The sequence below is a fragment of the Halocynthiibacter styelae genome, assembly GCF_016123485.1.
Lineage (GTDB): Bacteria > Pseudomonadota > Alphaproteobacteria > Rhodobacterales > Rhodobacteraceae > Halocynthiibacter > Halocynthiibacter styelae.
Window position 1 is genome coordinate 295,808 of sequence record NZ_JADCKQ010000001.1, and the last position, 13,501, is coordinate 309,308.

A 13,501-nucleotide genomic window follows, 5' to 3' on the forward strand; every position below is an offset into this window, starting at 1 on the left:
CCCTTTATGGAAACAAAATGAGAACATTTCAATGAAAATTTTCATTTTGACTTTGAGACTAATCCTTTAACAACAGGTTTACGGTGATATGTTTTGCCGCTGGCACATTATAGTTTTCATAAAGGGTCAATCGTAATGATGATATTTGAAGCAAAGCGACTGATCTATCTGGCGATGCCAAAAACCGGAAGTACTGCCATCGAATCAGTGCTTCAGCCCCATGCGGATATCGCGTTTCGCAGCCCTCCGCGGCTGAAACATGCAACACCACGCACCATCCGGAACTTTAACAGGCTGTTTAAACCTATTGATCCCTATGAATTTGAACTTGTGGTCATGATGCGCGAACCTCTGAGCTGGCTGGAGAGCTGGTATCGGTATCGCACAAGATCCGATCTTGATAATCATCCCCACAGCACAAAACACGTCAGCTTCGAAGATTTTCTGATTGCGACCTGCGAAAAGGAACCACCGGCCTTTGCGGCGATCGGTTCCCAACATAAGTTCTTATGTGACACAGGCACGACACCACTTGCTGAAACGATTTTCCCATATGAACAGCTTTCTTCCGCGATGACCTATCTGAACAAGCGGCTTGGTACGCATCACAAAGTATCTGACGTCAACAAATCACCAGCTATCTGTGTCGATGTTTCCGACGATGTTCTCGAACTTATTGGTCAGAAACGGCGGCAGGAAATTGAACTGTATGAAGAGGTTGCAGCAGGTAAATACCTGCCATCGGATCCATCATTCAATGCAGCTGTTTCTGAATAGTCCGGGTAAGGTCTTTCAGCGAAAATGGTTTTGGCAGGAAGACCGAATTCGGGATTTCATCGTCATTCTCGCCGAAAGCGTCTTCCGCATAACCAGAAACAAAGACAACTTTTACATCTGGTCGCTGCCTGAGCGCCTGTCGCACCCAGCTTGGACCATCCATCCCCGGCATAATGACATCACTTAGAAACAGGTCAACGTTGAGTGTGTCATCCTCTAGTGTTTCCAGGGCCGTTTCTGCGCAATCTGCTTCAATCACAGTATATCCCCGCATCCGAAGGGCCCGCGATGCGAAGGCACGGACAGGGGCTTCATCTTCAACCAGCAACACGACACCTTCGCCCTGGCGGGTCTGGTCACTGTCAGAAGGCAGATCTTCCTGCACGGGCGCCTGAAGCTGGGGCACATCTGAAGCTTCGAACATCGGGAAATACAGCGTAAAAACAGATCCCTCCCCGGGGGTGGAATCGACAAAAATGTAACCACCGGTCTGCTTGACGATCCCATATGCCATCGACAAACCCAGACCGGTTCCCTCACCGGTGCGCTTGGTTGAATAAAACGGTTCAAATATTTTGCCGATTTTGCCCGCCGGAATGCCAGTGCCCTGATCCCTGACGCGGACAACAACATAATTTCCCTGAGGCACGATGACACGATCACGGGAAAGTGGTTCTGAAAGGGTTACATTGTTGGTTTCAATCCGAATTTCACCGCCATAAGGCATTGCATCACGTGCATTTACAACAAGGTTCATCAGAACCTGTTCCAGCTGACGCTTGTCCGCCCGGATCGTATTCAGTTCCGGATCATGTGACATCACAAGCGATACTTTCTCACCGACAAGACGGTTGAGAAGATGGGCAAGATCCGCAACGGCGCCTCGCAGATCCAGGACTTCCGGCTGCAGGTTCTGTTTGCGTGAAAATGCCAGCAGCTGGCCAACAAGGCAGGCCGCACGGTTGGCATTTTCATTTATCTGTACGAGATCACCATAATCAGGATCCCCCTGATCATGACGTAACATCAGTAAATCGCAATGACCTGTGATGGCCGTAAGAAGATTATTGAAATCATGCGCGACACCGCCTGCCAGCTGGCCAATCGCCTGCATCTTCTGGCTTTGAACAAACTGCGCTTCCAGAGTTTTAAGTTCCGTTGCATCCGTCAGCACCGCAATCAGCACATGGCCTTCTTTTTCCGCACGGCGTGTCAGAGTAATCTGAAGGAAACGTTCCTGTTCAGGCAGACGGGCGCGAATGATCTCAGAGCGGCTTAAGCCCCTGCCATCCAAGGCTTCATCAAGCCAGTCGCGTACAGATCGTCCCAGACCTTCCACCAGATCTGACACAGCAAATTCACCTTCGCGCGGAATGGAAAGCATCTTCCGGGCCAGTCGATTGGCGGTATCAATGTGCCCGCCTGGCAGGATTTTCAAAAGCGGAACAGGAAGTTCATCAAACAAATCCGGTTGCTCTGTTGCAAGCGATCCCGGGGGCAAATTGCCATCAGAAACTGCGCCTTCATCAGTTGCGCCCCCACCAGTTCCACCTGGGATCAGATAGATTTCCTGACGTCCTGCGGCGCTTTCAATGCCTGCAATCATCGACGGAACCGGCCCGTCAGCTGTTGAAACAATATTCACCTCGCCCGGACGTGGTGGCAGTTCGGTAAAAATACGATCCAATGTCTTAACCCGCCCCCCCAGGACGCGGCGCATTGCTTCATTCATAAAGAGAACCGTACCGGATTTTGAAGCCGTTAACATCGGCAGGCTCATACCTTCGGATCCGCGGGTCCCGGCCGTACGTTCCCCAAAATCTTCAACCCGCCAGAAAAACACCTCTGTTGCGATCCTGTGGACGGCCAGACGTGTCTGACCACGTCGTGTTGACAGATCTTCACGTGCAGATCCGGTAGCCTGAGCGCGGTTCTGCAACCGAAACAGAACCGCAGACGGGTTTGCAAAAAGATCCCGGAAAGCCTGTGCCAGGGTTTCTGCCTTTCCCTGCCCCAGGCGTTCTGATGCAACCGTATTTTTCCAAATAATTTCCCCGTCTTTATCGGTCGCAAAACAGGAGGATGTATCTGCTTCCGACATCTGGTTCAGATCCCGCAAAAGCTTTGTGTGACCGGGGTGTCGGTGGTTCTGAAGGAATGTCCACAGAACACCGAAAGTCAAAAGCACACTGCCGACAGTTAACATCCCCAGGCGCGTATATCCCTGAGGCAGGAAAAAACCTGCCCCGCAAAGAAGGATCGCGACGAAAGACAGGGCAAATGACGGGCTGCGCAGGATGCGCCTGACAGCGGGTTCCTGCGAAGATGATGAAACGGATATTGTTGCTGATTGCGACACGAGACTCTCTGACCTGCGATTCGTAATGCTCCCAGTGTCGCGCCAAAACCCTTAACTGCTGTTTAATGCGCACTGCACCAGAAACAACTATAGGGCGAGTATCTTGCTAAATCCCGTTCAGGTCAAGGTTTTCGCAATACCGCCAGAAAAAACCCGTCTCCGCCCTGTAACGGCGTGAAGTGGTGACGTGACACTTCTGACCAGCCCGGGTGATCGGCCAGAAAACCGCTGGATTGCGCGTCATTCTCGGCCTCAAGCAGTGAACAGGTGGCATAGGCAAGAATGCCACCGGGCATAACAAGACCAGCTGCCGTGCGCATGACCTCTGCCTGAGTTGTCAGCGTTTTTTGCAACTGTTCTTCCGTTAAACGCCATTTTCCTTCGGGATCACGCCGCCAGGATCCGGCCCCTGAACAGGGCGCATCCGCGAAAACCGTGGCAAACTTCGGGGCTTTTTTCAGGGCTGGCAGGGATTTGATGTCAACCCGCACCCCTGCCCGACGTGCGCGTTCCGGGATATCGCGCATGCGGGCTTCTGAGATATCATGCGCGGTTACTTTTGCCCCACGTGCCGCAAGTGCCAGAGATTTCCCACCACCCCCGGCGCAGAAATCAAGCACGGGCCCTTCGATCGGAATAAGGTCGGATACAGCCTGGGACGCAGCATCCTGAATTTCAGCCAGCCCGTCGCGATAAACGGCTGAGGCTGCGAACCTTCTGGGGTTTTCAGTGACTTCCAGGGCCGTTTCTGAAAGGTCATGCGCGATAGCCGTGATATCTTCGCGCGCCAGAGCGGCAATGACTTTGTCACGGGTGGTCCGCGCCTGATTGACCCTTAGGAACAAGGGCGCGCGCTGGCGCATGGCCTGTTCAATCGCGCTAAAATCTTCGCCCAGAGATCCCTGCATCTGCGGCAGGATCCAGGCCGGCAAGTCAACGACATGTTCTGCGATTCCCGCAGTTTGTTCTGCTTCTGTCAGCGGGGTTGGCGCATGGCCTTCCCCGGTGAAATAGTCATCGACATCCTGGCCCTGGTTGCGCAGAGCGCCGATCATAATCGCACGCCCGCTTTCGCCACCCCCAAGTGCGGCAAAACTGTTCAGGTTGCGCAGAGCTTCAAACACATGATCACGCACCGCAGCGCGATCTTTGGATCCCGCAAAGCGAGACCGCCGCGCCCAGTTTGTCAGAACCTTTTCAACAGGCGTGCCTTCACGCCAGGCATCCAAAATCTCAATCGCGGCGGCAATGCGGGCAGCGGGTGTCATGACGGCTTATTTCCTTATGTGCTTTCCCTCCCTTTACTGCAGCACATGCAGGAAAGGAACCGCAGTGGCACAGAATTGCCGCAACAGGCGTTTTCGCAATGCCCCCTTGACCCTGCCCGCGAACTGCCGGAGACACAGACGAAACAAAGAGGCAGACATGATCAGAGCACTTTACGACTGGGTTATCGGGTTGGCAGCACATCCACGTGCCCTGTGGATTCTCGCGCTGGTCAGCTTTGTTGAAAGCTCTGTTTTTCCGATCCCGCCGGATGTGCTGATGATCCCGATGATCCTGGCCGCCCCGTCACGCGCATTTGTGATCGCAGGCGTTGCGCTGGTGTCTTCGGTTCTGGGCGGCATGTTTGGCTATTATATCGGCTGGGGCCTGTTCGAAACGGTCGGACGCCCGGTGCTGGAATTCTACGGAAAAGACGCCTATTTCGAAGAGTTTTCAGAACGTTACAATGCCTGGGGCGCCTGGGCGGTTCTGGTCGCCGGGGTCACGCCCTTTCCTTATAAAGTCATCACCATTCTGTCGGGCGCAACCGGGCTGAACTTTGTGGTCTTTATGATCGCAAGCATTATTGCCCGCGGCCTGCGTTTCTTCATCGTTGCCTGGCTTTTGTGGAAGTTTGGCGCACCGATCCGCGACTTTATTGAAAAACGCCTTGGCCTGATGTTTATATTGTTTGTGATCATCCTGGGCGCAGGCTTCTATCTGGTGAAATTCCTATGAACAGAACATTCCTTTCCCTCGCCACCGCTGGTTCTGCCGCCATGCTGTTGGGCGCATTTGGCTTTGAATATATCGGTGAACTTGCGCCCTGTAAGATGTGCATCTGGCAGCGCTGGCCCCATGGGATTGCTATTGTCGCAGGCGTATTGGCGCTTGCGCTGAAACAACGTCTGTCTGCGATGATCGGTGCGTTGGCAGCACTCGTGACGTCGATGATCGGGTTTTACCACGCAGGCGTTGAAAAAGGCATCTTTGAAGGACCGGACAGCTGCACCTCCGGGCCGATTGGCGGCATGTCTACGGATGATCTGTTCAACCAGATTATGAGTGCCCCGCTTGTGCGCTGTGACGACATCCCCTGGGAGATGTTCGGTATCTCCATGGCAGGCTGGAACGGTCTGATTTCACTGGCACTGTTCGGAATGTGGCTGCTGGTCCTGCGCCGCGCTTAACGCATCCCGGTGGTCTTGCGCGTCGCCAGCAACAGATTGGTTTCACTGTTCTGAACGCCGTCAATTTTGCGGATCTGACCAAGCACTGCATCCAGATCTTCCAACGAGGATGCGCCAAGTTCCAGGATCAGATCCCATTTGCCATTGGTCGTGTGAATTGCCTGAACCTCGGGCATTCCGGACAGGCGATGCACAATCCGATCGGTCCCGTGGCCTTCAATCCCCAGCATCATATGCCCGCGCACCGGGGCCTGCTGCGTGTCTTCCTTCAGCACCACGGTAAATCCCAGGATATCGCCCCGTGCAATCAGGCGTTCCATGCGCGTACGGATTGTTGTGCGCGACATGTTCAGGCGATCCGCCAGCTCAGACAGCCCCATCCGTGAATCACGGCGCAGGGCTGCAATGATATCTTTATCGCGATCATCCATCATATTATCCAAATTGACCATTTCACCCATCAAATTGAACACATGTCTTCCATATCAGTCAATCTGATTGCTGAAAGCTGTTCCTAATGTTGAAATAATGGGAAGCAGACTGAACAGGACATAAGATGAAACAACAGAATTGCATTCTTGTCGGCGTGCCGATGGACAGTGGTAAAGCAACCAAAGGCTGCCTGATGGGGCCGGATGCTTACCGGACCGCCGGCATAAGCGAAATGATCCGGGAACTTGGGCATGAAGTACAGGATGCTGGCAACCTGGCCCCCGCCCCAGTGAACCTTCCCGCACAAGTTCTGGAAGGCAGTCATGCCGCGGCGGAAACTGTGGGCTGGACCGAAACACTGATAAAGACCGCATCTGAGGTGTCTGCGGCGGGCTTTCCAATCTTCCTGGGCGGCGATCATGCGCTTTCGCTGGGCAGTGTAGCTGGTGTCGCGAAATACGCGAAAAGCGTTGATAAGCCTTTGTTTGTGCTCTGGCTGGATGCGCACACCGATTATCACACACCGGAAACCAGTACCTCTGGCAATCTGCATGGCACGCCGCTGGGCTATGTCACCGGGCGCGATGGGTTTGACGGCTTCCCTGCCCTTGACGCAACTGTGCCAGAAGAAAACATCTGCCTGATCGGGTTGCGATCCGTGGACAGCGCCGAGGCCGCCGCACTTGGTAAAAGCAAGATGCAGCCGGTGGATATGCGCCGAATTGACGAAGTTGGCATCGCCGCCCCGCTGAAAGCATTCCTGGAACAGGTTAAAGCCGCCGGTGGATTGCTGCATGTGTCCCTGGATGTTGATTTTCTGGAACCGGCCATTGCACCGGCTGTCGGCACAACCGTGCCAGGTGGCGCAACCTTCCGCGAGGCCCATCTGGTGATGGAAATGCTGCATGACGCGGGCTGCGTGACATCCCTGGACCTTGTTGAGCTGAACCCGTTTCTGGACGAACGCGGCCGCACGGCCAGCCTGATGGTCGATCTGACCGCATCACTTCTGGGCAAACGCGTCTTTGACCGGCCAACCGGAAGATTCTGAAGCGAAATTCAGGGGCGGAATATCACTGTTCTGCCCCTTATTTACACCTGCACCATTGCGCCCCACATCCTGGCTATTGTATAAGAACTGTAACAAGATACAGATAAACAGTACCAGAGCGGAAACAGCGTGAACGATACCCCGGAACCCCCTGAAAATACTGACGTAACTGCAATCGAGAAACCCGCATACGACGGGCCTCAGATTTCCATTACAGACGAGATGCGCACATCTTATCTCGATTACGCCATGAGCGTGATCGTTTCGCGTGCGATTCCGGACCTTCGCGATGGTCTGAAACCGGTGCACCGCCGCATTCTTTATGCGATGCATGAGACCAACAACACCCACGATAAATCTTACCGCAAATCTGCCCGCCCGGTGGGCGATGTGATGGGTAAATACCACCCGCATGGCGATGGCGCGATCTATGACGCGCTGGTGCGGATGGCGCAGGATTTCTCTATGTCGCTGCCCCTGCTGGATGGCCAGGGTAACTTTGGTTCCATGGACGGCGATAACCCGGCGGCCATGCGTTATACCGAAGTCCGCATGGACAAGCCTGCCGCTTTTGTGCTGGCTGATATCGACAAAGACACCGTTGATTTTCAGGACAACTATGACGGCAAAGACCGGGAGCCAACCGTTCTTCCTGCCCGTTTCCCGAATATGTTGGTCAATGGTGCCGGCGGTATCGCGGTTGGTATGGCGACCAACATCCCGCCCCACAACCTGGGTGAAGTGGTGGATGCAACGCTGGCGCTGATCGAAGAACCTGATCTGTCGTCAGAACAGCTGATTGAATATGTGCCCGGCCCGGATTTCCCGACCGGTGGCATTATGCTGGGCCGCACAGGCGCGCGCAAAGCGTACTTGGAAGGCCGTGGTTCCGTTGTCGTGCGTGCGAAAACCCGCGTGGAAGAAATCCGCAAGGACCGTTACGCGATTGTCCTGGATGAGATCCCCTATCAGGTGAACAAAGCCGCGATGATCATGAAGATCGCGGAACAGGTGCGCGATAAAAAGGTCGAAGGCGTCGCCCATGTGCAGGATGAATCTGACCGGAACGGCGTGCGTGTTGTTGTTGAACTGAAACGTGATGCAACACCCGAAGTCGTGCTGAACCAGCTGTTCCGCTTCACACCAATGCAAACCTATTTCGGCTGTAACATGCTGGCCCTGAATGGGGGCCGTCCGGAACAGCTGACATTGCGTAAGTTCCTGACATCTTTCATTGATTTCCGTGAAGAAGTGGTTGCCCGCCGCACTGCTTATGAGCTGCGCAAAGCACGTGAACGGTCCCATATTCTCTGTGGTCTGGCGGTTGCTGTTTCTAACGTTGATGAAATCGTTGCCACCATCCGTACCTCTGCCGATCCTGCCGAAGCACGTGCGAAACTGATGGAACGTCGCTGGCCCGCTGGTGATATTCTTGAATATATCGCGCTGATCGACGATCCGACCCATAAGGCAAATGACGACGGCACCTATAACCTGTCCGAAACCCAGGCCCGTGCAATCCTTGAACTGCGCCTGCAGCGTCTGACCGCCATGGGTGTCAAAGAAGTCACTGATGAGCTGCAGCAACTGGCTGCCGCCATTCGTGAATATCTTGATATCCTGCGTTCCCGCGAACGGATCATGGAAATCATCGCGAACGAACTGACCGAAGTACGTGAAAAATTCGCCGTCCCACGCCGCACCACCATTGTGGACTGGTCCGGTGACATGGAAGACGAAGATCTTATTGAGCGTGAAGACATGGTTGTGACCGTGACCTCCGGCGGTTGGATCAAACGCACCCCTCTGGCTGATTTTCGCGCGCAAAAACGTGGTGGCAAGGGCCTGTCCGGGATGCAGACCAAAGAAGAAGACGTGGTCACCACCCTCTTTGTGGCCAATACGCACACCCAACTGCTGTTCTTCACAACCGACGGTATGGTTTACAAACTAAAGACCTGGCGTCTGCCGCAAGGTGGCCGGACCGCCAAAGGCAAAGCCATTGTAAACATTCTGCCCATCCCAACCGGGGTTTCCATCGCTGCAATCATGCCGGTCGATGTTCCGGATGATGAATGGGATGATCTGCAGGTAATCTTCGCGACCTCCGCAGGCACCGTACGTCGTAACAAATTGTCTGATTTCACCAATGTCATGCGCAATGGTAAAATCGCGATGAAGTTTGAAGGTGACCATGAGAACACCCGCCTGATCAACGCCCGCATCTGTTCTGACGATGATGATGTGATGCTGGTCACTAAATCCGGCCGTGCAATTCGCTTCCCAAGCACCGATGTCCGTGTGTTTAACTCGCGCGCGTCTGTTGGTGTGCGTGGCGTGAAGCTGAAGGATAATGATGAAGTTGTCTCCATGTCCGTTGTCAGCCATTTCGACGCGACGCCAGATGAACGCACCGCCTTTATCAAACGCTTCCGTGGCGAGTTAGGCAGTGATGTTTCTGAAGATGAAGCCGTGGAAGAGGTCGAAGGCAGCCTGTCTGAGGAACGTTATCAGGAAATGCTGACGGCCAATAACCTGTTGGTTACAATCAATGAAACCGGTGCGGGTAACCTGTCCTCCAGCCATGATTACCGTGTCTCCGGCCGTGGCGGCCAGGGTGTGGCAGCCATGAAGGGCGGCGATATCGTGGCCTGTTTCCCGGTTGAACTGGCAGATCAGATCATGATGGCGACCTCTAAAGGCCAATCCATCCGCTGCCCCGTTGACGGCATTTCCTTCCGCTCACGGTCTTCTGGTGGTGTGAAAGTCTTCAACACCGGCAAAGGTGAAACCGTGGTATCCGTCGCCTGGATCGCTGAACGCGATGAAGACGAAGATGACGCGGTCGAAGCAACCACAGAAACGGTGGAAAACACCGAAAGCTGATCTGCATAACATCAGAAAATAAAAGGCCACCCTTCGGGGTGGCTTTTCTTTTAGCCCCAACCCGGATAAATCCCCCCCTATGGAAAACACATTGCATATCATTGGTGGCGGGCTTGCGGGCTCTGAGGCGGCATTTCAGGCAGCGGAGGCTGGCGTGCAGGTTGTCCTGCATGAGATGCGCCCGAAAGTAGAAACATTTGCGCATCAGGGCGGCGATTTCGCTGAAATGGTGTGTTCCAATTCATTCCGCTCTGACGATCATGAACAAAACGCCGTGGGCCTGCTGCATTGGGAAATGCGCGAAGCCAACGGGTTGATCATGCGCATGGCTACCGAACATCGTCTGCCCGCAGGTGGTGCGCTTGCGGTGGATCGCGATGCTTTTTCCGCCTCTGTGAGCGAGGTGATCCGCAATCACCCGAATATTCGCATTGAGGAAGGCGAGATCACGGAACTGCCGACTGAAGGCAACTGGATCATCGCAACAGGCCCCCTGACCTCAGGCGCCCTGGGGGAAAGCATTGCGTGTGAAACCGGTGCTGACAGCCTTGCGTTTTTTGATGCTATCGCCCCGATTGTGTATTTCGACAGCGTCAATATGGACGTGGCCTGGATGCAATCGCGCTATGACAAAGGCGAGACCGAGGAAGAACAAAAAGCCTACCTCAACTGCCCGATGACCAAAGACCAGTATGAAGCCTTTATTGATGCCCTGCTGGCAGCTGATAAAACCGAATTCCATGAAGGCGAAACCGCGAAATATTTCGACGGATGCCTGCCGATCGAAGTCATGGCGGAACGTGGTCGGGAAACCCTGCGTTTTGGCCCGATGAAACCCGTGGGCCTGACCAACGAACATGACCCGGAAAACAAAGCCTATGCCGTGGTGCAGCTGCGCCGCGACAATACATTAGGAACGCTCTATAACATCGTGGGGTTTCAGACAAAAATGAAATACGGCGCGCAACAGGACGTGTTCCGTATGATTCCTGGCCTTGAAGATGCTTCCTTCGCGCGCCTCGGTGGTATCCATCGCAATACCTTCCTGAATTCCCCTACTTTGCTGGATGATCAAATGCGCCTGAAATCCCGCCCGAACCTACGGTTTGCCGGGCAGATCACCGGTGTCGAAGGCTATGTGGAAAGTGCCGCTATGGGGTTGTTGGCTGGTCGTCTTGCGGCCGCGGAAATTCAGGGAAAAACTCTTGAAACACCCCCGTTAAACAGTGCAATGGGCGCATTAATCCATCACATCACAGGTGGTGCCGATGCAAAAACGTTCCAGCCGATGAATGTGAACTTCGGCCTGTTTCAACCTGTAGACGGATTGAAAGGCGGGCGTCGTGGCCGCAAGGACCGCTACAAAGCTTACACAGATCGCGCCAAAGCCGCCTGGATAGACTGGCTGTCACAGGGCTGATGCGCACACGCTTTGCCCCATCGCCCACCGGCCCGCTGCACCTGGGGCACGCATATTCTGCGATTGCCGCCCATGACATGGCGCGCGCTGCTGGTGGACAGTTCCTGCTGCGCATGGAGGACACCGATCTTCAGCGCAGCAAGCCGGAATGGGACGCGCAGATCATTGATGATCTGACATGGCTGGGCCTGACATGGGATGGCCCGGTGTTGAGGCAATCGCAACAGTTGCGATCCTATGATGTCGAGCTGAACAAGCTGGACGATCTGGGTCTGCTTTACCCCTGTTCCTGTTCCCGCGCCGACATTCGCGCGGCCTTGGCCGCACCGCAGGAAGGCGTCGCGCATGAACTTTACCCCGGAACCTGCAAGCATCGCGAAATGACCAGCCGTCAACCCGGTGATGCACTGCGCCTGCATCTGGATCGCGCATTGGATCTTTTTCAGGGGCCGCTACCGCAGTTTGTGGAAACAGGTGCGGCCTTTGCAGGCACATATAAGATCACGCGCGACCAGGGCTTTTCCCAGATCGGGGACGTGGTGCTGTCGCGCAAAGGCGAAGATATTATCGCCTATTTCCTGGCCTCTGCCATTGATGACATCCGCCAGGGCATCAGTCATGTGGTACGTGGCGAAGATCTTTTTGATTTCACACAGATACAGGTGATTTTGCTCACGCTTCTGCGGATGGAAATCCCTATTTACCATCATCATGCCCTGATACGGGATGAAAATGGAAAACGTCTTGCCAAACGGGACGATGCACGGGCGATTTCAAAATATCGCGAAGATGGCGCGACGCCGCAAGACATCCGCGCCTTGGTTGGCCTTTAAGGCCTAGTGTTCGGGCTTCATCAGCTCGATTTCTTCCCCATCACGCACAGCCGTGTAGAAACAGCTGCGTCGCATGGTGTGACACGCCGCGCCGATCTGTTCGACCAGCACCAGGATGCAGTCCTGATCGCAGTCGTACCGCAGATCAATCAGCTTTTGTGTATGGCCAGACGTTTCGCCCTTGATCCAGAAACTCTGACGCGACCGGGACCAGTAAGTCACTTTGCCAGTCTCCAGCGTGCGTTCCACCGCCTCTGCATTCATCCAGGCCAGCATCAGGACTTCAAGGCTGTCATGATCCTGCGCAATCACCGGCAGCAGCCCCTGATCGTTATAGCGCAGTTTTTTTGCATCAAATGTCATCTTTGCCCCATTGCCTTTGCGAAACTGCCCCTTATGTAGGGGAGAAGACCAACGGGGAAAACCCGTTTTTGCAGGGAAGACGATATGTCCGCAGACAGTGACCTCATTAACCTTTATTCCGGACGTATTCTGGCGCTTGCGGCGGATATTCCTGCACTGGGTAAGCTGGAAGACGCGGATATCGAGGTTAAGAAACGCTCGCCCCTTTGCGGATCGACCGTGACGGTCGGTGTTAACTTTGATGGGGATGTGATCTCTGAATTTCGTCAGGATGTAAAAGCCTGCGCGCTTGGCCAGGCCGCGGCTTCTGTGATTGGTGGCAGTGTGGTTGGGCGCAACCAGGATGAAATCCGGATATTGCGCGATCAATTGTCTGCCATGCTGAAATCTGATGGCCCCGCGCCATCTGCCCCTTTTGACGGGTTGGAATCCCTGCGTCCGGCAAAAGATTTCAAGAACCGCCATGCGTCTATTCTGCTTGTGGCAGACGCCCTGAACGAAGCTTTCGACACCCGCCCATAAAAAACCGCCGCAACCCGGGGACACGGGTGCGGCGGCGAGTTGCATCGTGATGAAACCTGAGGGGGAAGAGGGATCCCGCAGGCAAACAGGCAGTGTCTGACTTAAGCGCATCAAATTGGGGACGAGATGCGGGTTTCACACGATACGGGCAAAAACTGGGTTACATCACCCCCGGCAGAACCAGAGCCGTTCCAAGCATCACACAAAGCGCAGCGCCACCGATCAGATCCTGCAACAAAGTTGGTGCGGAATTGCGGGCGGCTGTTTTGATATCTCTGATCATGATCGTCTCCTGCTCTGTGTTCATCGTGGTTAATTTGTTCTTAATTTGTTCTCATTTTTAGAACTGAAAGTAAAGAACAATATAAGAACATTGACGATAAATGTTCTCACCCTGTTCTA

The 13,501-nt window shown here is 54.3% G+C and carries 13 protein-coding genes; 8 read left to right on the forward strand and 5 right to left on the reverse strand.

Annotation, left to right across the window (positions count from 1 at the left end; translation table 11 throughout):
- Positions 1-135: 135 nt before the first annotated feature.
- Entirely contained in the window at positions 136-777 is a 642-nt protein-coding gene (locus H1D41_RS01465; RefSeq protein ID WP_228847236.1) for a gamma-glutamyl kinase, read from the forward strand.
- Here H1D41_RS01465 and H1D41_RS01470 read toward each other — a convergent pair.
- On the reverse strand, positions 755-3,136 hold the full coding sequence (locus H1D41_RS01470; RefSeq protein ID WP_228847237.1) for a hybrid sensor histidine kinase/response regulator: 2,382 nt from the start codon (positions 3,134-3,136) through the stop codon (positions 755-757). The genes H1D41_RS01465 and H1D41_RS01470 overlap by 23 nt on opposite strands.
- A gap of 122 nt (positions 3,137-3,258) precedes the next feature.
- A complete protein-coding gene (locus H1D41_RS01475) occupies positions 3,259-4,404 on the reverse strand; it encodes an RsmB/NOP family class I SAM-dependent RNA methyltransferase (RefSeq protein WP_228847238.1) in 1,146 nt (381 codons plus the stop codon).
- Positions 4,405-4,561: 157 nt separating this feature from the next.
- Here H1D41_RS01475 and H1D41_RS01480 point away from each other — a divergent pair, with 157 nt between their 5' ends.
- The gene (locus tag H1D41_RS01480; RefSeq protein WP_228847239.1) at positions 4,562-5,140 is read left to right on the forward strand and encodes a YqaA family protein; all 579 of its coding nucleotides are present in this window, start codon (positions 4,562-4,564) and stop codon (positions 5,138-5,140) included.
- Positions 5,137-5,592, forward strand: coding sequence for a disulfide bond formation protein B (locus H1D41_RS01485; protein WP_228847240.1), 456 nt, complete (start codon positions 5,137-5,139; stop codon positions 5,590-5,592). Before H1D41_RS01480 ends, H1D41_RS01485 begins: the two co-directional genes overlap by 4 nt.
- Here the strand turns inward: H1D41_RS01485 and H1D41_RS01490 are convergent.
- Positions 5,589-6,023: an Lrp/AsnC family transcriptional regulator gene (locus tag H1D41_RS01490; RefSeq protein ID WP_107496215.1), complete on the reverse strand. Its 435-nt coding sequence runs from the start codon at positions 6,021-6,023 to the stop codon at positions 5,589-5,591. The genes H1D41_RS01485 and H1D41_RS01490 overlap by 4 nt on opposite strands.
- Positions 6,024-6,148: 125 nt before the next feature.
- On the opposite strand from H1D41_RS01490, the gene rocF reads away from it, so the two are divergent.
- The 4 genes from rocF (at position 6,149) to gluQRS (ending at position 12,214) form a co-directional block, all read left to right on the forward strand.
- Positions 6,149-7,075 carry an arginase gene (gene rocF / locus H1D41_RS01495; protein WP_228847241.1) on the forward strand — a complete coding sequence of 309 codons (927 nt, stop codon included), beginning with the start codon at positions 6,149-6,151 and terminating at the stop codon, positions 7,073-7,075.
- Positions 7,076-7,204: 129 nt separating this feature from the next.
- Entirely contained in the window at positions 7,205-9,961 is a 2,757-nt protein-coding gene (gene gyrA, locus H1D41_RS01500; protein WP_228847242.1) for a DNA gyrase subunit A, read from the forward strand.
- Between the two features lie 79 nt (positions 9,962-10,040).
- Positions 10,041-11,381, forward strand: a complete 1,341-nt coding sequence (gene trmFO / locus H1D41_RS01505) for a methylenetetrahydrofolate--tRNA-(uracil(54)-C(5))-methyltransferase (FADH(2)-oxidizing) TrmFO (RefSeq protein ID WP_228847243.1) — start codon at positions 10,041-10,043, stop codon at positions 11,379-11,381.
- On the forward strand, positions 11,381-12,214 hold the full coding sequence (gene gluQRS / locus H1D41_RS01510; RefSeq protein WP_228847244.1) for a tRNA glutamyl-Q(34) synthetase GluQRS: 834 nt from the start codon (positions 11,381-11,383) through the stop codon (positions 12,212-12,214). The genes trmFO and gluQRS overlap by 1 nt, the downstream gene beginning before the upstream one ends.
- A gap of 3 nt (positions 12,215-12,217) precedes the next feature.
- Here gluQRS and hisI read toward each other — a convergent pair whose 3' ends face one another.
- A complete protein-coding gene (gene hisI, locus H1D41_RS01515) occupies positions 12,218-12,577 on the reverse strand; it encodes a phosphoribosyl-AMP cyclohydrolase (RefSeq protein WP_228847245.1) in 360 nt (119 codons plus the stop codon).
- Between the two features lie 84 nt (positions 12,578-12,661).
- On the opposite strand from hisI, the gene H1D41_RS01520 reads away from it, so the two are divergent.
- Positions 12,662-13,099 (forward strand): iron-sulfur cluster assembly scaffold protein, encoded by a 438-nt coding sequence (locus tag H1D41_RS01520; RefSeq protein ID WP_228847246.1) that lies wholly within the window; start codon positions 12,662-12,664, stop codon positions 13,097-13,099.
- 160 nt (positions 13,100-13,259) lie between these two features.
- Here H1D41_RS01520 and H1D41_RS18265 read toward each other — a convergent pair whose 3' ends face one another.
- A complete protein-coding gene (locus H1D41_RS18265) occupies positions 13,260-13,382 on the reverse strand; it encodes a hypothetical protein (protein ID WP_267473560.1) in 123 nt (40 codons plus the stop codon).
- Positions 13,383-13,501 lie beyond the last annotated feature (119 nt).

Bases quoted from the DNA above. Each gene is read 5' to 3' on its own strand.
- H1D41_RS01465 (WP_228847236.1), top strand. From the start codon at position 136: ATGATGATATTTGAAGCAAAGCGACTGATCTATCTGGCGATGCCAAAA.
- H1D41_RS01475 (WP_228847238.1), bottom strand. From the start codon at position 4,404: ATGACACCCGCTGCCCGCATTGCCGCCGCGATTGAGATTTTGGATGCC.
- H1D41_RS01480 (WP_228847239.1), top strand. From the start codon at position 4,562: ATGATCAGAGCACTTTACGACTGGGTTATCGGGTTGGCAGCACATCCA.
- H1D41_RS01485 (WP_228847240.1), top strand. From the start codon at position 5,137: ATGAACAGAACATTCCTTTCCCTCGCCACCGCTGGTTCTGCCGCCATG.
- H1D41_RS01490 (WP_107496215.1), bottom strand. From the start codon at position 6,023: ATGGATGATCGCGATAAAGATATCATTGCAGCCCTGCGCCGTGATTCA.
- rocF (WP_228847241.1), top strand. From the start codon at position 6,149: ATGAAACAACAGAATTGCATTCTTGTCGGCGTGCCGATGGACAGTGGT.
- trmFO (WP_228847243.1), top strand. From the start codon at position 10,041: ATGGAAAACACATTGCATATCATTGGTGGCGGGCTTGCGGGCTCTGAG.
- gluQRS (WP_228847244.1), top strand. From the start codon at position 11,381: ATGCGCACACGCTTTGCCCCATCGCCCACCGGCCCGCTGCACCTGGGG.
- hisI (WP_228847245.1), bottom strand. From the start codon at position 12,577: ATGACATTTGATGCAAAAAAACTGCGCTATAACGATCAGGGGCTGCTG.
- H1D41_RS01520 (WP_228847246.1), top strand. From the start codon at position 12,662: ATGTCCGCAGACAGTGACCTCATTAACCTTTATTCCGGACGTATTCTG.
- H1D41_RS18265 (WP_267473560.1), bottom strand. From the start codon at position 13,382: ATGATCAGAGATATCAAAACAGCCGCCCGCAATTCCGCACCAACTTTG.